Annotated in this window: 19 protein-coding genes and 1 pseudogene; 11 read left to right on the top strand and 9 right to left on the bottom strand. The window is 67.1% G+C overall.

What is annotated here, in order from left to right; genetic code table 11:
* Nucleotides 1-45: 45 nt before the first annotated feature.
* Complete coding sequence (locus tag AC0B44_RS12505) at nucleotides 46-795, bottom strand: TetR/AcrR family transcriptional regulator (RefSeq protein WP_471903200.1); 750 nt, start codon at nucleotides 793-795, stop codon at nucleotides 46-48.
* 110 nt (nucleotides 796-905) lie between these two features.
* Here AC0B44_RS12505 and AC0B44_RS12500 point away from each other — a divergent pair, with 110 nt between their 5' ends.
* Nucleotides 906-1283: a VOC family protein gene (locus AC0B44_RS12500; protein ID WP_471903199.1), complete on the top strand. Its 378-nt coding sequence runs from the start codon at nucleotides 906-908 to the stop codon at nucleotides 1281-1283.
* A 391-nt stretch (nucleotides 1284-1674) separates the two neighbouring features.
* Nucleotides 1675-3021, top strand: a pseudogene (locus AC0B44_RS12495) (CocE/NonD family hydrolase); the annotation flags it as partial.
* 76 nt (nucleotides 3022-3097) lie between these two features.
* Here AC0B44_RS12495 and AC0B44_RS12490 read toward each other — a convergent pair.
* Nucleotides 3098-3430, bottom strand: coding sequence for a VOC family protein (locus AC0B44_RS12490; protein ID WP_471903255.1), 333 nt, complete (start codon nucleotides 3428-3430; stop codon nucleotides 3098-3100).
* Between the two features lie 1268 nt (nucleotides 3431-4698).
* Here AC0B44_RS12490 and AC0B44_RS12485 point away from each other — a divergent pair.
* The 5 genes from AC0B44_RS12485 to AC0B44_RS12465 all read left to right on the top strand — a co-directional run bounded on the left by AC0B44_RS12485 (nucleotide 4699) and on the right by AC0B44_RS12465 (nucleotide 10139).
* Nucleotides 4699-5340, top strand: a complete 642-nt coding sequence (locus tag AC0B44_RS12485; RefSeq protein WP_471903198.1) for a dihydrofolate reductase family protein — start codon at nucleotides 4699-4701, stop codon at nucleotides 5338-5340.
* 145 nt (nucleotides 5341-5485) lie between these two features.
* Complete coding sequence (gene soxR, locus AC0B44_RS12480; RefSeq protein ID WP_471903197.1) at nucleotides 5486-5935, top strand: redox-sensitive transcriptional activator SoxR; 450 nt, start codon at nucleotides 5486-5488, stop codon at nucleotides 5933-5935.
* A 181-nt stretch (nucleotides 5936-6116) separates the two neighbouring features.
* Nucleotides 6117-7454, top strand: a complete 1338-nt coding sequence (locus AC0B44_RS12475) for a glycosyltransferase 87 family protein (RefSeq protein ID WP_471903196.1) — start codon at nucleotides 6117-6119, stop codon at nucleotides 7452-7454.
* 118 nt (nucleotides 7455-7572) lie between these two features.
* Nucleotides 7573-8613, top strand: coding sequence for a tyrosine-type recombinase/integrase (locus tag AC0B44_RS12470; protein ID WP_471903195.1), 1041 nt, complete (start codon nucleotides 7573-7575; stop codon nucleotides 8611-8613).
* Between the two features lie 137 nt (nucleotides 8614-8750).
* Nucleotides 8751-10139 carry an NAD(P)/FAD-dependent oxidoreductase gene (locus tag AC0B44_RS12465; RefSeq protein WP_471903194.1) on the top strand — a complete coding sequence of 463 codons (1389 nt, stop codon included), beginning with the start codon at nucleotides 8751-8753 and terminating at the stop codon, nucleotides 10137-10139.
* Nucleotides 10140-10161: 22 nt separating this feature from the next.
* On the opposite strand, the gene AC0B44_RS12460 is transcribed toward AC0B44_RS12465, so the two are convergent.
* Together AC0B44_RS12460 and AC0B44_RS12455 are read right to left on the bottom strand one after the other, a co-directional pair.
* Nucleotides 10162-10869, bottom strand: coding sequence for a response regulator (locus AC0B44_RS12460; RefSeq protein WP_471903193.1), 708 nt, complete (start codon nucleotides 10867-10869; stop codon nucleotides 10162-10164).
* Complete coding sequence (locus AC0B44_RS12455) at nucleotides 10866-12128, bottom strand: sensor histidine kinase (protein WP_471903192.1); 1263 nt, start codon at nucleotides 12126-12128, stop codon at nucleotides 10866-10868. The genes AC0B44_RS12460 and AC0B44_RS12455 overlap by 4 nt, the downstream gene beginning before the upstream one ends.
* Before the next feature lie 230 nt (nucleotides 12129-12358).
* On the opposite strand from AC0B44_RS12455, the gene AC0B44_RS12450 reads away from it, so the two are divergent.
* Nucleotides 12359-12739 carry a DUF6223 family protein gene (locus AC0B44_RS12450; protein ID WP_471903191.1) on the top strand — a complete coding sequence of 127 codons (381 nt, stop codon included), beginning with the start codon at nucleotides 12359-12361 and terminating at the stop codon, nucleotides 12737-12739.
* A 49-nt stretch (nucleotides 12740-12788) separates the two neighbouring features.
* Here the strand turns inward: AC0B44_RS12450 and AC0B44_RS12445 are convergent, their stop codons facing one another.
* Both AC0B44_RS12445 and AC0B44_RS12440 read right to left on the bottom strand, forming a co-directional pair.
* Nucleotides 12789-14462, bottom strand: a complete 1674-nt coding sequence (locus AC0B44_RS12445) for an ABC transporter permease (RefSeq protein WP_471903190.1) — start codon at nucleotides 14460-14462, stop codon at nucleotides 12789-12791.
* A complete protein-coding gene (locus AC0B44_RS12440; protein ID WP_471903189.1) occupies nucleotides 14459-15394 on the bottom strand; it encodes an ABC transporter ATP-binding protein in 936 nt (311 codons plus the stop codon). Before AC0B44_RS12440 ends, AC0B44_RS12445 begins: the two co-directional genes overlap by 4 nt.
* Nucleotides 15395-15886: 492 nt before the next feature.
* Here AC0B44_RS12440 and AC0B44_RS12435 point away from each other — a divergent pair, with 492 nt between their 5' ends.
* The gene (locus AC0B44_RS12435) at nucleotides 15887-16672 is read left to right on the top strand and encodes an alpha/beta hydrolase (RefSeq protein WP_471903188.1); all 786 of its coding nucleotides are present in this window, start codon (nucleotides 15887-15889) and stop codon (nucleotides 16670-16672) included.
* A gap of 37 nt (nucleotides 16673-16709) precedes the next feature.
* Here AC0B44_RS12435 and AC0B44_RS12430 read toward each other — a convergent pair whose 3' ends face one another.
* A complete protein-coding gene (locus AC0B44_RS12430; RefSeq protein WP_471903187.1) occupies nucleotides 16710-17270 on the bottom strand; it encodes a TetR/AcrR family transcriptional regulator in 561 nt (186 codons plus the stop codon).
* Between the two features lie 346 nt (nucleotides 17271-17616).
* Nucleotides 17617-18186: an NUDIX domain-containing protein gene (locus AC0B44_RS12425; RefSeq protein WP_471903186.1), complete on the bottom strand. Its 570-nt coding sequence runs from the start codon at nucleotides 18184-18186 to the stop codon at nucleotides 17617-17619.
* 318 nt (nucleotides 18187-18504) lie between these two features.
* On the opposite strand from AC0B44_RS12425, the gene AC0B44_RS12420 reads away from it, so the two are divergent.
* Nucleotides 18505-19833: a DUF4185 domain-containing protein gene (locus AC0B44_RS12420; protein WP_471903185.1), complete on the top strand. Its 1329-nt coding sequence runs from the start codon at nucleotides 18505-18507 to the stop codon at nucleotides 19831-19833.
* Nucleotides 19834-20064: 231 nt separating this feature from the next.
* Nucleotides 20065-21042, top strand: a complete 978-nt coding sequence (locus tag AC0B44_RS12415; protein WP_471903184.1) for an NAD-dependent epimerase/dehydratase family protein — start codon at nucleotides 20065-20067, stop codon at nucleotides 21040-21042.
* Nucleotides 21043-21056: 14 nt separating this feature from the next.
* On the opposite strand, the gene AC0B44_RS12410 is transcribed toward AC0B44_RS12415, so the two are convergent.
* Complete coding sequence (locus tag AC0B44_RS12410; protein ID WP_471903183.1) at nucleotides 21057-21542, bottom strand: DUF488 domain-containing protein; 486 nt, start codon at nucleotides 21540-21542, stop codon at nucleotides 21057-21059.
* Nucleotides 21543-21575: the final 33 nt, after the last annotated feature.

The following is a 21575-nucleotide window of genomic DNA, read 5'->3' as shown; positions in this document are numbered from 1 at the left end:
TCCTTCGCGCGACGGTCACACCGTTCCCTCCAGTGTAGCAATCTGCTACAGCAATGGCGCGGGATCGTCGGAGGCGACTCGGAAGAGCGCGGCGAGCGCGTCCAGGATGCGCTCGCGCCCGAACTCCCAAGCCGCGTCGGGACTGTACGAGGTGTTCAGCGCCTCGCCGGCCGCAGCGCCGACCCGCCGGGCGAGGGGGAAGTCGTCGCCGACATAGGACGCCAGTCGCTCACTCCACGCGGACCACACCTCCGCCATGTCCGCGGCATGGGGGTCCGGCCGGCGGGCGCGCGCCGCGCTGCGGGTGAAGTCCGAGACGAACGTCAGCGCCGCGTCGCGCTCGAGGTCGCTCGGGCCGGTGTGGTCGAACGCGTGCAGATCGTGATCGTACTTCGCAATCGTCCCCGGCCCCAACGACATTCGCTGGTCCGCGATATCGAGGAGCCAGTCGTGTTCGCCGTAGAGGGCCAGGTCGGCGTCGGTGACCTGACGCACCCGCGTCCGCCAGTCCTCGGGGGGATACGGCGCGCGCGGTTGCCGGTCGTGCGCGGCGTCGGCCATGAGCACCAGCAGGTCGTCGCGGGAGCCGACGTGGGTGTAGAGCGCCATTCCGGAGATGCCGAGTTCGGTGGCCAGTCGGCGCACGGTGACCTGCCCGAGACCCTCTCGGTCGGCGAGGGCGATCGCGGCGTCGACGGCCTGAGAGGTGGTGACCTTCGCCCGGGGGCCGCGCGCACCGCCTCGAGGTGCCGCAGGGTGGTCCCGCCACAACAGGTCGAGCAGTTCGCGCGCCATCGAAATCTCTCCTCCGCATATCCGGGATGCGAGCTACACTCTATACACTGCACAGGGTTTTGGTTTCACTTCCCGAACGCCCACCGCCTCTCTGCCACCTGGAGGTTCCCGTGAAGATCACCGACACCGCACTGTCCCTGAACGTGGCCGACCCCGCAGCGTCCGCCGCATTCTCCACCACCCACTTCGGCTTCACCGAAGCGATGTCCGCCGACGGCTTCGTATCCCTGAACCACCCCGACGCCGGATTCAACGTCGTGTTCCTGCGCACCGGACTCGGCACCTTCAAACCCGCCTCGATCGCCGGTCCCGCCGGCCAAGGCATGCTGATCGCCTTCGTCGTCGACGACCTCGACACCGAATACGCCCGCATCGCCGCCGCCGGTGCCACCGTCGTCACCGCACCCGAGACCGAACCCTGGGGCGAGCGGTTCTGCCAGTTCGCCGACCCCAACGGTCTCGTGTGGCAACTCGTGCAGTGGGTCTGAGCGACACCACCGAGGAGAAGCCGAGGAAAGGCACCCAATGAGCCTTTAACTTGCCAGCGACCACGGCCAGGATCAGGCTGGCCTACGTGGACACCGAGAACCCCGCGTCTACACCTACGTCGCGAACGTCGGCTTCTTCGTCTTCCACAAGCCGCTCGGCCCGGACTTCTACTGGGACCGCGAACTCGACCGGACGCCCGTCGGTCTCGCGGCTGCTCGCACAATCACCGAGGGAATCTTCGACCAGCTCGACCGCCGCCACGGCGGGTAGTAGCCACGATTGACGGCTCGGGCGGCTTGGACGAGCATTTGATGACCAGACCTTCGGGCCGTGCCACGTACTCGCCCTCGTCGTAGTCGTCTCTAATGATGCAGGCGAGGAGTCGTTCTGGTCGCCGCCCAGCCGTGGTGCGACGGCAACGTCGGCATGATCGGCATCTCCTACTTCGGGTCGATGCAGGTCCTCGCCGCCGCGGAACGGCCCCCGCACCTCAAGGCGATCTTCGTCAGCGGCGGACACTACGACTTCTACGAGACCACCTATCACGGCGGCATCATGTGGTTCATGCCGCGTGCCGCGCGCGAAGGCCGCGGCGGCGACTCCGGGTGGGCATTCACCGACGGTGTCAAGTCCCGGATGCTCGAGACCTACTCTCCGAGGAAATCGCCGAACGCGTCGCGCAGCGCCTGAAAGACCCCGATGTCGCCGCATGGCCGAACCTGGTCCACGTGCTGAACTACCCCAAGCACCACGAAGCCTGGTTCGACATCGTGATGAACGAACTCGACGGTGAGTGGTACGAGGAACGTAACCCCATCACGCTCGCCCCCAACATCGACATTCCCGTCTACCTGCAGATCGACCAGGGACGCGGGTGGACGATGGACGGCACGATCGAACTCTTCGATGCGCTCCGCGGACCGAAGAAACTCGATATCGGTCCGTACCCGCCCATGCAGTCGCGGCCCTTCATCGAAGAACACGACAAGATGTTCCGGTGGTACGACTACTGGATCAAGGGCATCGACAACGGAATCATGGACGAACCCGCGGTCCAGGTCTTCGTCGAGGGCTCCCGCGAACGGGTCGCCGGTGACCAGTGGCCCCCGAAGGACGTCGAATACCGGTCGCTGTACCTGCGTCCGCGCGGCAAACTGTTCACCGAACCCGAACCGATGGGCGTGCAGTACGCCGCACCGGACGGTTTCTACCAGGCACCGCTGACAGTCACCGACAAGGTCGAGATCCTGAAATGGGAAACCCCCGTCTTCGAGGAACCGACGGAGATGATCGGCACCGGCGCGGCGCACATCTTCGCCGAACTCGATCAACCGGACTCGAATTTCATTGTGCGCCTCTGGGATTACGCTCCCAACGGGAAACGTCAGCTGATCACCACCGGCTACCTGAAGGCGTCGCACCGCGAACTCGACGCTGAGCGCACCACCGAGGGCAACCCATACCACCCGCACACCCGCGCGGTGCCGGTCGAGCCCGGTGCAATCGAGGAGTACGTGTTGCGTTTGTATCCGTTCGCGAACACCTTCCTGCCCGGCCGCAAGCTGACGGTGGAACTGTCCAACGGGGAACCGGCTCGCCGACGAGCACAACGCGTTGCTCCCGCCGGACGCCTTCCACCTGCCGGTCGGCCACCCGGTGACCCACAAGATCTACCGGGACGCCGCGCACCACTCCCGGCTCGTGCTGCCGTTCACGACACGCACGACAGGGGAGTAGGAGCGGGAACGAACCGCTGCGGCCGGGCGCTCCGACGAGCACCCGGCCGCAGCGGGTTCGACCGGTCAACCCACGATCAACGTTTCAGAGGGCTGTAGAACACCAGTCCGTTGCCCTTGTTGTCGTACACCACCGCGCGTCGCTCATGCGCGTCGTCGTACGGCCCCTGCACGATGCCGCCGCCGGCCGCTTCGGTCGCGCGCGCGGCGGCATCCACGTCGTCGGTCTTGATGCCCACGACGACCTGTCCGTGGATCGGATGATCAACCGATGTCGCGAGTGCGAGCGTGATCCCTCCGCCGTCCAGCGCGGCGAAATGCGTGCCGTCGCGGAACTTCAGGCTCATCCCCAGGCCCTCGCTGTAGAACTTGATCGACTCGTCGAGATCATCGGTCGAGAGGACGATCATCTTCACTTCGTGGCTCACGGCTTCTCCTCGGGTGAAAGTTACCCAAGCTTATGGCCGTCGATCCAGAGCTGACGAGGGCCGATTGTCACTCGCTGCGCCGCTGAACTACTTCCCTTCTTCGTGGCGTCACGTGACATTTCGACCGCGAATTGGATCGGATAGCCATAGGCAGTCGGATCCGAATCGAGTTTCGGTGCATGGAGATTGAGATCCTGTAGAGCGAAACCTCACTGGAGCCCGGAAGGCCCCGCGGCTGGGCATCAAAGCGTCACTGTGACGTTTTGATGCCTACGAGCGGGACAGGGGCGGGGAGGGTCGTCGGGGTTCGAAACGTCTGTTCGAATCGAACAGGCAGGCGGGAGCCGAAACCGGACAGGCAGCCAGACGGCCGCCGAGGCGACCCGAGTAGTTCCGGTCCGATGATCGGTACAGCCCGCCGGCGGCAGGAAGATCGGGTGAGCACCGGCGTACCGAGTTGTGTTGCGGTGCGGACGGCGAGTCAGCTCGCGGTGTTGCCGCAGGAAGCACGTAGCGATACGCAACATGGCTGGCGGCTGCCGCAGGCAGGAACCCCACGTTTTCGCAGGTGGGCGTTTTGCCGATAATCTACATTATGTAAAGTAGCGTGGATTTGACCCGCCCCCGGAGGGAACAGGCGGCCCAGTCGAGCACTTTCGGCCCGCCCACGATGCACTGCCGCGTGTCAGCCGTGATCGGGTCGGCCGACCTCCCGCCCACCCTGCTTCGCGGCCTGGATCCCGGTTCGGGTCACCGTCGGGTTCGCCGCATTGCGCGTGCGAATCGGTGCGGCGCTTCGGCAACGTTGCGGCGCGCACGTCCGTCACTCATCCGTGCACATTTCGGCGACGCGTCCGGCCAAGCGCTGCGGTGCCATCTCGTGCACGACACCCCGTCCCCCGCACGCGCAGGCCGGCCACACCTGCACCACACCCCCGATTCCATTTGATGGATAATCACCGTTATCCACTAACTCTACTGCCTCGCAACGTCTTTCAACTGCAATACGCTTCCAGCTCGCGTCGACACAGTTCGCGCGACGCGCCGCGACACCTCCACACCCGGACGCCGCCGCCCACGCGCCCGACCCGTCGCCAGCGCCCTCCCCGACTCTTCCCGTCTCCCGTCGAGCACCCGCCTTCTGCCTTCACTCCCCCTAGCCCGCCGGATTCGGGCCTGTCCCCCGATGAGTTCGGACGCTCCGCCCGGTCAGTACCTGGTACCGGCCGCGATGATGCAAGGAGAACGACGTGACCCAGCTACTGCGTGTGCAGAACTTCACCGTCTCGAGCGACGGAATCGCAGCAGGAGAGAATCAGACCCTCGACAACCCCTTCGGTCTCGACCACAGCGGCATGTTCGAGTGGGCCGGGGCCACCGCCAGCTGGCCCAACCGAACCGACCCCGGCGGCACTCGCGGCATCGACGACTACTTCACCCGCGACTTCTCCCACAACATCGGCGCCGAGATCATGGGGCGCCACAAGTTCGCTCCCAAGCTGGGAGCGTGGCCCGACGACGAATGGCAGGGATGGTGGGGCGACGAACCGCCCTTCCACACGCCGGTGTTCGTCCTCACCCATCGCCCTCGCCCCTCGCTCACGCTTTCCGACACCACCTTCCACTTCGTCGGCGGTGAGCCGGCCGACGTTCTCGACCGTGCTCGCGACGCCGCAGACGGCAAGGACGTCCGACTCGGTGGCGGTGTCACCACGATCCGGCAATTCCTCGACGCCGACCTGGTCGACACACTGCATATCGCGGTGGCACCGTTCGAGTTCGGGTCTGGCCTGCACCTGTGGGAATCGCCGGACGAACTGGACGACAGGTTCCACCACGAGGTGGTGCCCAGCCCGAGCGGGGTCACCCACCACCTGTTCTGGCGTAAGTAGCCCACACAATCCGCACACCCGCTCCCCTGACATCGCCGCAGGTGCGCCGTTGGCGTGTCAGCCGAGCGCTGCCGTCCCGCCTCATATTTGGGTACTGTGCACCGCAGATCGCCCCGCACGTCATCCGAGTACTGGAAGGGTCCCGATGTCCCCTGCCGTCTGGCTCACCCCCGGCGAGTTGGCCGCGCGCTCGGGTGTAGCTGTGTCGGCGTTGCATTATTACGAGTCGCGAGGGCTCATCGACAGTCGCCGGACGACGGGAAACCAGCGCCGGTACCGCCGAGACACGCTGCGGCGGGTGGCGTTCATCCGGATCGCTCAGGGTGTCGGGGTGTCGCTCGAAGACATCAAGGCAGCACTGGATTCGTTGCCGGACAGTCGCGTACCGACCACAGAGGATTGGGCACGGATGTCCGCGCTGTGGCACGACGAGCTGACCCGCCGTATCGACGCGTTGACCGAATTGCGGGACGATTTCGCGGGATGCATCGGGTGTGGATGCCTGAGTCTGAAGGTCTGTCCGCTGGCGAACCCGGGCGACGTGCTGGCCAAGGAAGGTCCGGGGCCACGGCGGTTGCCGGTGCGCGGCGACTGACGCATTTCCGTCGGGTCGCGACCACGCGCCGCCGTGGGGACTCTCGGTAGGCCGGGCCGGTGATACCGGAAACACCTCCCCTTCCCTGCTGTGTCGGTACCCAACCTGGCCTGCGGTGCCCCCTAGGTTCGGAGGCATGGGGAGTACGGACAGAGGTGATGTAGAGAAATCGGAATCGAGAGTGCCGACGTGGTGGCCGGTGGTCGCCGTGGTCGTTGCTGGGGCAGCCTTCCTTGCGCACGACCGGTTACTCGGGTTCACCGACTACTACGGGTTGTTCGGCAACGGGGTCGATGCGCTGGTGTACCGGCACGGCGGCATGACGGCGCGGAGCCCTGAGCCGCTGTATTCCTTCGTTCTGTTCGAGTCGTTGCCCTTCACGTACCCGCCGTTCGCGGCATTGATGTTCGTGCCCTTGTCGCTGCTGTCCGTTCCGGGGACCGCGCTCGCGGTGAACCTCGTGAATCTGGTGCTGCTGTATCTGGCGGTGCGGCTGAGTTGGCGCGCACTCGGCTACGAGGACTCGGTGCGGATGCGGATCGTCAGCGTCGCCTCGGCAGTCGCGCTCACCTGGATCGAACCGGTGCGCATGACACTGTGGCTCGGGCAGATCAACCTGGTTCTGCTGGTGCTGGTGCTCTGGGATCTGTCCCGTTCGGAACAGAGCCGTCTGCGCGGTCTGGGTGTCGGGCTGGCCGCGGGTCTCAAACTCACCCCGGCGTTCTTCATCGCTTACCTGGTGGTGGTGCGGCAGTGGCGTGCCGCCGTGGTCGCGTCGGTGACGTTCGCCGCGACGATCGCGGTCGGGTTCGTGTTGATCTTCACCGATGCGTGGCAGTTCTGGACCTCGGCGATCATCCGGTCCGACCGGATCGGCTTGGTGTCGTCGCCAGCGAACCAGTCGGTGCGCGGGATGCTGGCGCGGGCGCTGCCCGGAGGGGAACCACCCACCTGGCTGTGGCTGCTCTGCGCCGCGGCGGTCGGCATCGTCGGATTGTGGGCTGCCCGGGCGGCGTATCGGCACGGCCGGGTGTTGATGAGCCTGACGGTGTGCGGGCTGACCGCGCCGATGGTGTCTCCGTTCTCGTGGGGACACCACTGGGTGTGGGTGGTGCCGCTGCTGGTGGTGTGCCTGGACCAGGCCGCACGCTGGGGACGATGGTGGGGTTATCTGCTTCCCGTCGTCGCGGCGGCGCCGCTGTGCGCGTGGTATCGCTCGTACCCGGACGGTGTCGTCGCGATCGGGACCTTCATGATTCCGGGCGAACCGGTGCGCACGCTGTTCCAATGCGCGTACGCCATCGTCTTCGCGGTGCTGGTCGCCGTCGTGCTGATCGCCTACGGACGTCACACGCCGACACGTGCTGCCACGGCGGACGACCACGAGGTCCCCGACGTCGACCGGAGTCCGATCTCGGTGGCGCCGATCGTGATCGAACAGTCCGTCTTCGACGGCGGAACCACCGCGTCCGGGAAGTTTCGCGACGGAAACAAGGACTCCGCCACTCCACGAGTGTGAAGCGCTCGGGTGTCGGCCGGATGCGCGCTGTCCTCGGCGCCCACAAGTCACGTCACCCCCTCCTGTCACACTGGGATCGCACATGCGTACGACAGGGTGACCGAAGGAGGTCGTGGGAATGACGAGCCGGGACGTTCCGGGTCTGCTCGAGTGGGTCGCGTCGTACCTGGAAACGTTGCAGACGGCGAAACGCTCCCCACACACCTTCAAGGCGTACCGGTTGGATCTGCACGGGGTGTGCGCGCATCTCGCGCAGGTGCGGGGTCTACCCGTCGAAGAATTGTCTCTCGACGACATCTCCATCCGGGCGATGCGATCCGCGTTCGCCGGGTTCGCGGCCGAGCGTCAGCCCGCGTCGGTACGCCGCGCGTGGTCGGTGTGGAACAACTTCTGCAACTTCCTGGTGTCCGAAGGGGTGTCGGAAGGCAACCCGATGGCGTCGATCACCCAGCCGAAGAAACCACAGCACACCCCGAAGTCCTTCTCCCCCACTGCAATCAATCAGCTCGTCGAGACCGTCACCGTCGAGGCGCAGAGGCCCGCGGAATCGGCGCGGGACTGGCCGCAGCGCGACCTCGCGCTGATCGCAACGCTGTTGCTCACCGGCATCCGGTCCGACGAGTTGATCCGGCTCGATGTCGGCAGCATTCTCGGCGGTGTCGCCTCCCCGGTACTGCGGGTGCTCGGCAAAGGGGCCATCGAACGTGAGATTCCGCTCGAGAACAGTTGGACGGCGATCGTCTCGGGTTACCTCGAGGAACGCTATGCGCGCTTCCCCGCGCGCCGGCAGGTCCGCGGTGAACGCGACGGCCTGGCGGTCTGGGAGCAGTACCCGGGCACCGACCCGTTGTTCGTCGGCAGCGACGGGCACCGCATCACCCGCGGCACCCTGCAGTACAGGGTGCGCCGTATCTACCGGCGCGCCGGCATCGAATCCGAACGCAAACGCGGAGCACTCGCGCACGCGCTGCGGCACACGTTCGCGACGAGTCTCGCCGACAGCGGCGCCACCATGGTGGAGTTGCAGCAGTTGCTCGGACATCGGTCGTTGCAGACGGTGCAGATCTACACATCGGCGACCGGAGACGCGGTCCGGCACGCCGCGCAGCACAACCCGGTGTACGGCCTGCTCGGCGACGCGGCGTCCGGCCCGCACTGACGCGCCGAGTCCTGGGCGCGATCGTCCTGTGCTGCCGCGTGGCAACTGCAAGACTGGATGCTGTCCCACCCGCGTCGGCGGCCCTCCGTGGGGGTACCCACATCACTGGCCCTGCCGAGAACAGTGAAGGAGCATGCATGAGTGTCCAGTCGGGTGAGTCTCGTCATCGTGTCGTCGTCATCGGATCCGGGTTCGGTGGGTTGTTCAGCACCCAAGCCCTCAAGAAGGCCGACGTCGATGTCACGTTGATCGGGCGCACCACCCATCATCTGTTCCAGCCGCTGCTCTACCAGGTGGCCACAGGCATCCTGTCGGTGGGCGATATCGCACCGGCAACGCGCATGGTGTTGCGCAAGCAGAAGAACGCGCAGGTGCTGCTCGGTGAGGTCGAGACCATCGATCTCGAGAACAAGACCGTGACCTCGCAACTCCTCGAGCGGCGCACCGTGACCCCGTTCGACAGTCTCGTCGTGGCTGCCGGCGCCGGGCAGTCGTACTTCGGCAACGATCACTTCGCGGAGTTCGCTCCGGGAATGAAAACGATCGACGACGCACTCGAATTGCGCGGCCGGATCCTCGGGGCATTCGAGCAGGCGGAGTTGTCGAACGATCCGGAGGAACGAGCACGACTGCTCACCTTCGTGGTCGTGGGCGCCGGTCCGACGGGGGTGGAACTGGCCGGGCAGATCGCCGAACTGTCGCGGCGCACCCTCCGCGACGCCTTCCGGCACATCGACTCCACCGACGCGCGGGTCGTGCTGCTCGACGGCGCCCAGGACGTACTCCCGGTCTACGGGGGCAAACTCAGCCGCAAGACCCGCCAGACCCTCGAGCGCCTGGGCGTGCAGATCCAGCTCAACGCGATGGTGACCGGCGTCGACGCGGAGGGATTGACCGTCAAGGAGAAGGACGGCACCGAGCGGCGCATCGAGTCGCAGTGCAAGGTGTGGTCGGCCGGCGTGGCGGCCAGCCCGCTCGGTAAACAGCTCGCCGAGCAATCCGGTGCGGGGATCGACCGGGCGGGACGGGTCGAGGTACTGCCCGACCTGACGTTGCCGGGCTATCCGAACGTGTTCGTCATCGGCGACATGATGTCGCTCGACAAGTTGCCCGGTCTCGCGCAGGTCGCGATGCAGGGCGGCAAGTACGCGGCCAAGCAGATCGCCGCCACTGTGGAAGGGCAGGATCCGGCGCAACGTCCGCCGTTCCGGTACTTCGACAAGGGCAGCATGGCGACCATCTCGCGGTTCAGCGCGGTCGCGAAGGTCGGCAAACTCGAGATCACCGGGTTCCTCGGTTGGATCGCCTGGTTGTTCGTGCATCTGCTGTACCTGGTGGGGTTCTCGTCGAAGGTGTCGACGCTGCTGTCGTGGGCTCAGGCGTTCTTCTCCACCGGGCGCAATCAGATGGCGGCAACCGAACAGCAGGTGTTCGCGCGCATTGCGCTGGAACGGGTGCGCACCGCCGAGGCGGAGCAGGCACAAGCGCAGGTGGCACAGGCGCAACCACAGCGAGAGGTGGGCTGACCCGGCCCTCCTGCGGGATTCCCTACGGCGTGACGAGTCCCGTCCGGTAGGCGAGAACGACGAGTTGCGCGCGGTCGCGGGCGCCGAGCTTGGCCATGGTGTGGCTGACGTGGGTGCGGGCCGTGGCCGGGCTGAGGAACAGTGCAGCGCCGATCTCGTGGTTGCTCATGCCCTGTCCCACCAGTGCCAGGACTTGTCGTTCGCGCTCGGTAAGGACATCGAGCTGGTCTTCGGCAACCTGATCGGCCTCCCGGCGGGCGGTGAACTGCCCGATGAGACGGCGGGTGATGCGCGGCGCGAGCAGCGCGTCACCCGCCGCTATCACGCGGATCGCGTGCAGGAGTTCGGCTGGGCCGGCGTCCTTGAGCAGAAAACCGCTCGCGCCCGCCTGGAGCGCCTCGAAGACATAGGCGTCGGTGTCGTAGGTCGTCAGAATGAGGATGCGTACATCGGCGAGGCCGGGAGCCCCGGCGATCTGCCGGGTGGCGTCGATGCCGTCCAGGTGTGGCATGCGGATGTCCATGAGCACGACATCCGGGCGCAGCGCGTAGGCCTGCGTGACCGCATCGGTGCCGGTGGTGGCCTCCCCGACCACCGTTATTCCGTCCTCGGTGTCGAGCAGGAGCCGGAACCCCGACCGGACGAGTTGTTCGTCGTCGGCGAGCAGCACCCGGATCGGCGCCTCGGCCTCCGAGGTGCCGCCGTCCGAGGTACCGGTCCCCCCGCTCATACCGTCGTCGCTTCCGTCGGTGCGACCGGCAACCGGGCGGTGACGGCGAAACCGCCCTCCGGGAGCGGGCCCGCGTCGAGATGCCCGCCGAGAAGCTGACAGCGCTCCCGCATCCCGGTGAGACCGTGACCTGCCCTGTTCTTGTCGTCCTGACCGTCGCCCGGCGGGCGCGTGCTGGGCGACGGTGCACTCCCGCCTTCGTCGATGACGCGCACCTCCACGGTGCCGGGGCCGTACTGCAACGTGATCGTCACGCGGGTCGCGCCGACGTGCCGGATGACGTTGGTGATCGACTCCTGCACGATCCGGTACACCGCGTTACCGACCGTCGCGGGCATCGGGCGCGGGGGTTCGGGCGCGTCGAGGGTGACGTCGAGGCCCGCCTCACGGGCCATCGCGGCGAGGTCGTCGAGTTGCGCTACGGCCGCGCGCGGCGCCCCGGAGTCGCGGTCGTCTGCTTCCCCGCCGTCCCCGGGTCTCTCGTCCCGCAGGACGTCCAGGATCGCCCGCATCTCCGCCAAAGCTTGCGCGCTGGTGTGTTCGATGGCTTCGAGGCTCTCGCGGACGTGTTCGGGTCGCTTGTCGAGAACATGTGCGGTGACACCGGATTGGATGTTGATGACGGCGATGGCGTGCGCCACCGTGTCGTGCACCTCGCGGGCGATCCGAAGCCGTTCCGCGTCCACCCGTGCGCGGGCCTCCTCGTCGCGGGCGCGTTCGGCGAGGGCCGCACGTTCGAGCGCCTGCGCCGCGAGGTGTTTTCTCGCGCGCACACTCTCCCCGAGCGCCGCGCTCATCACGGAGGCACCGATGCGGAAGTAGACCCAGCCGACCGCGGCCGGCGGTTCGATGCCGGCGGCGGCTGCCAACCACACCACGGCCAGGACGACGATGCCCCCGGCGGCCAGTTGCAGCGAGCGATGCCCGTCGCCGTACGCGGTGAGGGTGTAGAGGGCGACGAACAGTGCGAGCCAGCCGGGACCGTCCGGGAAATCGAGACCGTAGTAGACGACGCTGGTGAGCGCGGCGACGGCGAACACCGCGATCGGATGACGACGGCGCACCACGAGAGCCGCGCCGGAGACGATCAACAGGATGTAACCGAGGTTGCCGAGGTCGGACAGGGGACGCAGAACGACTTCGGGTTGCCCGCTGTTGCGCACCACGGTGCCCTGGACCTGCATCACGGTGACGAACAGCGCCAACAGCAGGTCCTGAACGCGGGCAGGCAGGCGGAACGACGCAGCGCGATCCTGCATGCAGTGATCATAGGTTTCGCGCGCCCGGAGCACCCGGGGTCTGGGGCGCGGTCGCCTACGTCGGTGGTTGCGGATCGGTGCGCGCGGCGTACGCCGAATGTCGTAGTGGTCGCCGCCCGTCGGCCCATGACGCGCCGGGTTCGGGGCACGACGATCGAAGGTGCCCCATCTGCGACGGAGACCGGGACGCGCAAAGAGCACCCGCGCTCCGTCCGGCCGAAAGGATCGTCATGTCTGTCTTCGAGGTATCCGCCACCTCCGTCATTGCCGCCGGGTACGAACTCGGTGTCGGCCGGACGGTGCCCACCACCGCGGCCCTGCTCGCGCTGGTCGGTGTCGTCGCCGGCGCGGTCGCGCTGAGGCGCTCCCGCCGCTCCGGCCCGCCTCCCGGCCTCTCGTGGATCGTCGTCGCGTTGGCGACGGGAGCGATCGGCATGCTCGTCGGTGGGATGCACGGCGCGAACGCCGCCGGTGGTCCCAACACCGGCAACGGTGCCGTCGGCGCCGTCTTCGCCGTGGTCCTGGGTGTCGTCGCCGTCGTGCTGGGCGGTCTGACTCTGGCCCGCTACCGCCGCACCGAGCGTGCCACTGCGGTGCTGTCCGACTCCTGACCTCGCATGCTGACCTGGGCCACGTCGTGTCGGATGCGCTTGCGGGTGGTCACGACATGGTGAGATCGCGGCGGCGGAACAGCATCACCCCGGCCGCACAGAGCGCGATCGCAATCACGGTGAGGACGACCAGCGGTCCGCTCGTCACCTCGACGGCCGGGACGGCGGGGATGTGGGTGAACGGTGACACGTCGCGGACGGACTCGGGCACGCCGAAGAGGGGTCCGAACAGCCCGATCACGAGGCACACGGCGAGCACCGCCCACGACAACGCGATCGACCACGTGGGCACGCCCCCGACGAAGAAGACCACGGCGCCCGCGACCACCAGGATCGCGGGCACGAACACCAGCGCCGCCCCGGTCAGCCGCACAACCTGTCCGGACACGTCTCCGATGATCACGCCGTACGCCAGGCCCATCGCCGCTCCGGTGAGCACTTGCAGGGCCGCGATTCCTGCGGTGAGGAGACCGACGTGCGCGAGCATCCACCGGGGCCGCGACAAGGCGGTGGCCAGGACCGGTTCGAGTCGGCCGGCGGTTTCCTCCCCGCGCATCCGCAGCAGCGCCTGCACGGCGTAACCCGCGACCGCGATCGCGATCAGCGCGAGGATCGCCGCGAAGTAGGCGCCGACCAGGTCGGTGACACCGCCGCCGAGGTCGGTGAGAATGTCGCCGCCTTGCTCGCCGTCGCCGAGGAGGTCTTCGATCTGGTCGGCGATCGCCCCGTACACCAGGGACAGGATGACGATCCCGAATGCCCACCAGAACCAGATCGTGCGCTGGATCCGCCATGCGGATCCGAGCGCTGTCGGTAGTCCGCGAGATGCGCGAGCGGGGCCGGGGCGGCTCGGGACGAGCCCGGACCCGATGTCCCGGCGTCCGGTGAGCGCGACAGCGGCCGCCCCGCAGGCCAGGGAGAACACGACCGGCAGCAGCAGAACCCACCAGGCATTGTCGTCGTAGGGCCGGACCTGCTCGGCCCACCCGATCGGCGAGAGCGAACTGGGCCAACCGGCCTCCACCCGGGTGCCGTCCCCGGTGACCGTCCCGGTCATGTCCCCGACCGCCCGCAGCAGGAACGCCACACCGAGGGCCGCACCGGCGATACCGTTGGCGGTACGGGCGCCGTCGGTGATCTGGGCAGCGACCGCGGCCACTGCGCCGAAGGCGAGGCCGGCGAACGCGACCGCTGCCCCCAGTGCCACCGACCCGACGACCGGCAATCCCTGCACCACCAGCACGAGCACACTGAGGACACCGAGAACCAGGTTGGCACCGACGGCGACGAGCACCGCGGCGGCGAGCAGCGCCTGCCGGCCGACGACCGCGGCGCCGATCAGTTCGGCGGAGCCGGTTTCCTCGTTCTGGCGGGTGTGCCGCACCACCAGCAGAATGGTCATCAACCCGGCGGCCAGCGCCAGCGGCATGACGATCTGGCTGGCGAGTACCGCTCCCGTGCTGTAGCCGGATACCAGACCGTTGGTAGCCAGCCCGACGGGGGACGCCGCCGACGCGGTCGCGAACGCGCGTAGCTCGGCGGTGGTGGTGTACAGCCCGGCCACGCTCGATGCCGAGACGGCCAGCAACGCGGTGAGGGCGAGCAGCCACACCGGGAGCCGGATCCGGTCGCGGCGCAGCGCGAGCCGTACGAGTCGGCCGGTGCCGGCGAAGCGTTCGGCACGCATGGTTGCCGGTGGTGCAGGGGCGGCCGCGGTGGTCATCGTGGGGCCGCACCGGATTCGGCGCGGCGGTGGCGTTCGGTTTCGCGCACCCGTTCGTCGCCGTAATGACGCAGGAACAGTTCCTCGAGGGTCGGCGGCGTGGAGGTCAGCGAGATGATTCCGAAGGTCAGCAGGTGCCGCAGCACCGCGTCGAGTGCGGTGGTGTCGACCTCGCAACGGGCGTGCACCCCGCCGATGCGGACATCGTGTACTCCGGCCAGTTCGGCCAGTCCGGTGACGGGGCGGGTGGTTTCGGCGGTGATCGACGTGCGGGTGAGGTGCCGCAGTTCGGTGAGCGTGCCGGTCTCGACGGCGCGGCCCTCCCGGATGATGCTGACCCGGTCGCACACCGCTTCGACTTCGGCGAGCAGGTGGCTCGACAACAGCACCGTCTTCCCCGCGTCGGACATCTCACCGAGGCAGTCCTGGAACACCGATTCCATCAGCGGGTCAAGACCCGACGTGGGCTCGTCGAGGATGAACAACTCGACATCCGAGGCGAACGCGGCGACCAGCGCGACTTTCTGACGGTTGCCCTTGGAGTAGGTGCGGGCCTTCTTCGTCGGGTCGAGTTCGAAGCGGTCGAGAAGCTCCGCGCGACGGGTCTCGTCCAGTCCGCCCCGCAACCCGGCGAGCAGGTCGATCGCCTCCCCGCCGGTGAGGGTGGGCCACAGATTCACGTCGCCGGGCACGTAGGCGAGACGCCGGTGCAGCGACACCGAGTCGCGCCACGGATCACCGTCCAGCAACCGGACTTGTCCCGAGTCGGCGCGCAGTAGGCCGAGCAGCACCCGGATGGCCGTCGATTTGCCTGCGCCGTTGGGGCCGAGGAACCCGTGGATCTCCCCTGGCTCCACGGTCAGGTCGAGACCGTCGAGCGCGCGGGTCGACCCGAACGTTTTGACCAGGTGCTCGACCGCGATCACCGCCATGGTTGGGATCGTACGCCGGGCTCGGGGGTCGACAGCTCATCACGTTGCAGTGTGCTACCCGTGTCTCCTGCAGCAACGTCGATCGGATCCGCGGGGCGTGGTTCGCTGTGATGACTGGCGGCGACGGTGTGCAAATATGCTTTCGTGAGCCCGCAGGCCAGAACCGATGCCGAATCGACTGATGCCGCTGCAGCCGCGTAGTCCGCGTTCAGCGATGTCCGGATGCAGATGTTCCCTGGACACGGCGTTCCTGTGCACTCGAGATTCGGGAGTCCGGTTTTGCTCCGCGCCCGGTGATGGGGCAACTGCGCTCTGTTGCTGAGGATCACAACTGACGGTCGAGGAAGTAATCGCGGATCTGGGAAGCGTTGTGGGCGGTCTACCGAATCCGGCATCCGCACGTCGAATTCGACTGCAACCAGTCTGACGAGGGACACCTGTTGGGATGGTCCGCCTGCTTGCTGTGAGTCGACGGGTGCCCGCACCCCCGCAGTGAGCGGCCTCGGCCTCGCGTTCGCCCTGTGGGGCAGCTCCTTCGGAGGCGGACATGTCATCCAGGTCGCCTCCGAAGACACCCGCATCGCGGCAGTCGTAGCTCAGTGCCCCTTCACCGACGGTCCGGCGTCGTTGCGCTCGCGCCTCCGGACCGGCCCACTGAGCGCGATAGCGCTGACAGGGGCGGGCATCCTCGACACGATCGGATCGTGGTTCGGCGCGAAGCCGATCCTGCTGCCGATGGCGGGGACGTCCTGGATGCCCGCGTTCGTGGCCTCACCCGACGCCCTCGCCGGCGCTTCCGCGCTCCTGCCCGCGGGAACCCGACTCTCGCGCCGCACCAGCTCATTGTTGACACGGCTGCCATCCGTGCGGGCCCAGTTGTCGAAGAACATCGAGCTGACCGAGATCGACGGTGGGGAAGAAGCCGAAACCGGTGCCGGCCGCGACAGCATATGGGGTGCACTGCGCGGCCCGGACGGTGAATTCGAGGCCGCCAACGCCCTTGCCGCACGGCTGGTGCTGCGCCTTCCGCTCGATCGGCCCGGTCGCGCGCTGGCTCGCTCGAGCACTCCGACGCTGCTGTGCGTGTGCGACAACGACGCGGCCGCGCCCGCAAAGACCACGAAGCGGCACGCACAGGGCCTGGCGCACGTGCAGGTCCATGCCTACCCGTGCGACCACTTCGATATCTACGTCGGCGAACACTTCGAATGCGCCGTGCGTGACCAACTCAATTTCCTGGAAGAACAATTCGACGACACCGCACGCACCAAACAGTAGGTCACCCCGCGCTCGTGAACGTGCGTAGGCGAGGTGCTCAGCCGGCGGCTGCGGCAAGACTGCGAGCGCTGTTCAGCAACGTCTCGATCACCGCGCGCCGCTGCGCCTGATCCGTCGGATGCATCAGCAAGCCCTCGACAACGAAAACGCCGATCGCGACCAGCGGATCGACTTCGTCAGCGGGCACGCCGAGCTCGATCAGCTCTGCCCGGAACAATCCCTCGGCCAGCACGTGGAACTGCTCGTGCCATTCCTGAACAGACGCGGACTTCTCGGCGCGCGTGTGCACCGTGCTCACCAACCGCCCCAGCTGCTCCAATTCGCCCACCAGCCACAACAGCCGGTCAGCCAGCCCCGATCCCAGCATTTCGCTGTAGGCGGCCATCGAGTCGGCCAGGACCGCATCCAGGACCGCGATCAATATCGAGTCCTTGTCCTGGAAGTACCAGTACAGCGTGTTCGACACGACCCCGGCGTCACGAGCGATGCGCGTCATCGATGCCGCGTCGTACCCTTCTTCGACGAACAACCGCCAGGCAGCTACCACGATCTCCGCACGCTTCTCTTCCCGATCCTGCGGACGTCTGTTGCGAGGCATCTCCAGTCCTGACCTAGTTCCCGCCCCGATGCTATCTTGGTCGGCTCCCAAGAACGGCCTCGGCAAACTCCACGGTCGACCTGCGGCGGGCACGCTCCGGCGTACACGAAAGGACAGTCGCGACCACGGGGCAGTTTTCCTCAGCTGACGACTGAGCGGATGTTGAGCGCCGCAGGGTGGTAGCCAGGTGGATGCGACAGCCGAATCGAGGTTGCTCGGTGCCGGCCCCGGAAAACCGCGTATCCGGCAGTGTTCTCGCCGACACCTCATCGGCTCCGCATCTTGTTGTGCGAGGCCATGATCGGAGGTTCACTCCGGACGGGAGTACGTGGCGCGGACGTCAGATCTAGCCCGGGGCGCAGCAACGCCACTTGTCGATGAATCGCAAGAAGTGCGGATCGAACCGGCGGGGGTCGCTCTCCCGTATTTCGCTCACCGTCCACCACCGCCCACCGCGAAACTCGCTGGGATCGAGGGTGAACCGGGTGTCCGGGCGCGCGGCGACGACGAACCAGAGGCTGACATCGACATGGGTGTCAGGGCCGACGGTTTCCGTGACCGTGAGGAATAGTGGGTCGGTCCCGGTGATCGTGAACTCGGCGTCGATACCGAGTTCTTCCCGTGTCCCCCGCCTGGTTGCAGCAAGAGAGTGTTCGCCGGGCTCGACATGTCCGCCGGTGGGGAGGTGCAACCCGGATTTGATGTGGTCGACGAGAAACACGCTCTCGGGCGGGTCCACGACGACCGAGTAGGACACCAGGTGACGTGGTGGCGTCGCCGGCTTGATACGGCGAAAGATGTCAGAAGTGGTTCCGATCCAGGCGAGCGAATCCGCGATGTGCGCGCGCTCGAGGTCGTCGAGTGGGTCGATGGTGGAGACACGTCGTGGACGGAGCGAACCGCAGGTCTCATTCACCGATCGTTGCAGGAGGCACCGACACGCTCTTCCTCGTCGCTGAACTCGTCGAGGCGGCCCGGATGGAGCAGGCCTTCCGCGCGCCAGTCCCGGGGTACAGGCACCGAGGACGAAAGGGACTCCGCCGCACCGGTATTACGAAACCGGGCGTTCGGCACGGCGAGGGAGGACACAGCACGGTGTCGGAATTGCGTCGGGTCGGTCTCGACGCCCGGACGTGTTAACGCAGACCCACGTCCCTGCGACATCTTCTGAGTCGGGGTTCCCCATCCATTCGGTCACCGAATTGAGGCACCCACCATGCGAGAAGCAACTTCTGTGCAACCTTCATCGGGCAGTTTTCCTGCGGTCACACTGTCGCCGGGCGCGATAGCGGAGCCGATCCCGTCTCCCTCGCTACAGAACGCAGTTCCCGGAACGAGCACCAAGATCGGGCCGGTCACCGGGCCGAACACCTCGTCGACCCAGTTCGGCGTCGGCGGTACGGACCTGGGCATAGCCCGCACCCTCCCCAACGGACGCCAGGCTGTCGTCCTGGGTGACACCTTCGACCAGGCCGGCGTCGGCGGTCCAGGCTGGCGGTCGCCGGTAATGCTGCTCACGGACGAAACGTCTGCGGCGGCATACGCCAACGGGCTGACGTTCCACGGGTCCATCGGCGGCTCGTACGCCCGCCAGTTGTGGCCGTACACCCACGACAGGGCCCCGTGGACCAATGGCGGGTTCGCCACGGTCCTGCCGTCTGACCTCCTGGTCATCGGCTCCCGTATCTACCTTTTCGTGACGATCTGCCGTTCTCTCTCGGAAGTCCTCTGGACGGAGATCCAGTATTCCGACGACAACGGCCAGACCTGGGTTCACGCAGGCCCCGCCGGACAACGCGAGTGGCATCACGAGGGCGCATTCCAGATGGGCATCACCTGGGACCTGGGCACCGACGGCTGGGTCTACATCATGGGCAACAAGTGGTTGGTGGACGGCGGCTCCAACGTCCATCTGTACCGCTGCCGCCCCACCGAAGTAGCCGATCGCTCCAAGTGGTCCGGCTGGGGATGGAACGGGACGGACTGGGGATGGAACCGGGCGTGTTCGGACATCTTCCCGGCGGGAACGAAGGTCCGGGAGATGAATCTGCGCCAGGTCCAGGGCCAATGGCTCCTCACCTACACCCAGACCGCCCCGGACATCCGGGTGAACGTGAAGGGCCTTCGCAACGGGCCGACGTCCCATATCGGGGATGCTCCGACCACGACCGTCGTCCGTCACGTGCCACACGACGACGAGCCCCAGGATCCGAACAACACACTGGCGCAGTGCTACGGCGGGTACGTCCTCGCGGGATCCACGCTGGACGAACTCTATGTTCTTGTCTCCCAGTGGGATACCCGTGACAACTGGCCGTACCGGGTCAATCTCTACCGGCACACGGTGCACGCCGCCATACCGCGTCCCGCGCCGGTACCGACGCTGGATGAGGTTGTGGACCAGAACTACCTCCTGTCGCGAGCCGTTCTCGCCAAGGTGGGCGGGAACGTATCGGACCTCCCCACCACTCCGGCGGCGGCCACCTTGGACGCGGCGCTGCAGACCACCACGGCGTTGCGGCGAGTGGCCACCGCCGTGGGCGCCGGCACGGCGGGGATCTGACATGACCCGGTTCTCCCGCTGACCGGAAAGTCGTTCGCGAACCCGTCGACGCACACCAGCACCGAGCGGATATGAATGCCGGTGGGCCGCACCTTCTCTGGGCGCGACCCACCGGCGTTTTCCGCCATGGGTTCACGCGGATGTCGGCGGAGGCGCGCCGATCTGTCTATCTTCGACACAATTGCTTCCGAATTCCGGCGGTTACCAGGAGTGTCGAAGGGACGGCAGCACATGAGGGTTCTGGTTCTCGGCGGGACGACATTCATCGGCCGGCGCGTCGTGGAACGACTCCATGAGCGCGGCGATCAGGTGCTCGTGGTCCATCGCGGCACCCACGAACCGTCCCCGTGGGTTCCGGTCGATCACCTGCGGGTCGATCGCCTCACCCTGGGTCGCCACACCGACGATGTCCGCCGCTTCGGCCCGGATGCGGTCGTCGACACCTATGCCCTGACAGCCGAGCACGTCGAGGCCGTTCTGCCGGTGCTGCCCGAGGTACCGACTGTCGTGCTCTCCAGCATGGACGTGTACCAGGCGTTCACAGGTTTCAACTCCGGGCGTTGCGAATCTCCGGTGCCGCTGACCGAGGACTCGGAATTGCGCCGGGAACGCTATCCCTATCGTGGGAGCCGGAGGCCGGGCATGCCGGACGCCTACGACAAGCTCGATGTAGAGGAGCGGTGGCTCCCCCGAGGCGCCGTGGTGTTGCGTCTGCCCATGGTCTACGGACCACACGATCAGCAGCGCCGGGAGGAACCGGTGCTGCGCCGTATCCGCGCCGGACGGCAGCACATCCCGGTCGGCGCCGGAAACCTGCTGTGGACCCGCGTGCACGTCGACGACGCTGCCACGGGCGTACTGGCCGCTCTCGATACCCGGGCCGCGGACGGCATGGCAGTGAATCTGGGCGAGCCCACGACCGTGCCGATGATCGCGTGGCTGGAACAGATCATCGAGGCGGCCGGCTCCGCGCTGGAGCCGGTACGGGTACCGGAGTCGGTACTGCCCGCCGATCTGGAGATCATGGGAGCACCGGCGCAGCACTTCCTTGCCTCGGTGAGCCGGGCGGAGAAACTTCTCGCCTGGTCTCCTGGTGATCCACGGCAACGGGTGGCCGAATCGGTGCGGTGGCACCTCGACAATCCACCGGCGAACAGTTGGTCCGCCGAGGACTCACGGGTGGACGAGGATGCGCTCGGCCCCGTCTGACCCGGAGGCGGCACTCACGACGGCCGCAGGTGCTCGATCGTGAAGCCGTGCTCCTCGACGAGCCGCCGCGCGACCAAGGAACGATGGCAGGCTTCGGGATCGCCTTCGACGCAGAACAATGCGGCTGGTCCGGTGCTCGGCAGCACCGACACGATCGCCTCGAGGTCGGCCGGATCGAGGATCTCGGCGGTGTAGCGGCTGACGTACCCGGTGGCGAGTTCGCGGCGGGTGCGTTTGCCGACGCCCTGGCGGGCGTCCTCGGCGTACTGAAGCTGCCGCAGCTCGGTGGTCGGCGCCAGCTCGAGGTGATGCCGATATGCGATCCCGATCGCGGCGAGCGAGGTCTGTAGTCGCAGCGAGTTCGCCCAGGCGTAGTCGGGTCCGCGGACCCCGCGGCGTTGACGCAGGTCGAGCAGCATGCTCACTTCTGCTCGGCGCAGACGTTCCAGGAACGACGTCACGTCGAAGCCGTAGACGCCGATCGTCCACAGATCGGGCATCTGCACTCACCCCTCTCGGTTGCTGCCCGCACC

It is taken from the genome of Rhodococcus sp. NPDC019050 (assembly GCF_055664235.1).
This window is presented reverse-complemented; position numbering and strand designations above follow the sequence as displayed.

What these genes read in the sequence shown, in the direction of transcription:
- AC0B44_RS12505 (WP_471903200.1), bottom strand. Translation starts at nt 795, where the DNA reads ATGGCGCGCGAACTGCTCGACCTGTTGTGGCGGGACCACCCTGCGGCA.
- AC0B44_RS12490 (WP_471903255.1), bottom strand. Translation starts at nt 3,430, where the DNA reads ATGATCGTCCTCTCGACCGATGATCTCGACGAGTCGATCAAGTTCTAC.
- soxR (WP_471903197.1), top strand. Translation starts at nt 5,486, where the DNA reads ATGTCCCCTGCCGTCTGGCTCACCCCCGGCGAGTTGGCCGCGCGCTCG.
- AC0B44_RS12470 (WP_471903195.1), top strand. Translation starts at nt 7,573, where the DNA reads ATGACGAGCCGGGACGTTCCGGGTCTGCTCGAGTGGGTCGCGTCGTAC.
- AC0B44_RS12465 (WP_471903194.1), top strand. Translation starts at nt 8,751, where the DNA reads ATGAGTGTCCAGTCGGGTGAGTCTCGTCATCGTGTCGTCGTCATCGGA.
- AC0B44_RS12460 (WP_471903193.1), bottom strand. Translation starts at nt 10,869, where the DNA reads ATGAGCGGGGGGACCGGTACCTCGGACGGCGGCACCTCGGAGGCCGAG.
- AC0B44_RS12455 (WP_471903192.1), bottom strand. Translation starts at nt 12,128, where the DNA reads ATGCAGGATCGCGCTGCGTCGTTCCGCCTGCCTGCCCGCGTTCAGGAC.
- AC0B44_RS12450 (WP_471903191.1), top strand. Translation starts at nt 12,359, where the DNA reads ATGTCTGTCTTCGAGGTATCCGCCACCTCCGTCATTGCCGCCGGGTAC.
- AC0B44_RS12445 (WP_471903190.1), bottom strand. Translation starts at nt 14,462, where the DNA reads ATGACCACCGCGGCCGCCCCTGCACCACCGGCAACCATGCGTGCCGAA.
- AC0B44_RS12440 (WP_471903189.1), bottom strand. Translation starts at nt 15,394, where the DNA reads ATGGCGGTGATCGCGGTCGAGCACCTGGTCAAAACGTTCGGGTCGACC.
- AC0B44_RS12430 (WP_471903187.1), bottom strand. Translation starts at nt 17,270, where the DNA reads ATGCCTCGCAACAGACGTCCGCAGGATCGGGAAGAGAAGCGTGCGGAG.
- AC0B44_RS12415 (WP_471903184.1), top strand. Translation starts at nt 20,065, where the DNA reads ATGAGGGTTCTGGTTCTCGGCGGGACGACATTCATCGGCCGGCGCGTC.
- AC0B44_RS12410 (WP_471903183.1), bottom strand. Translation starts at nt 21,542, where the DNA reads ATGCCCGATCTGTGGACGATCGGCGTCTACGGCTTCGACGTGACGTCG.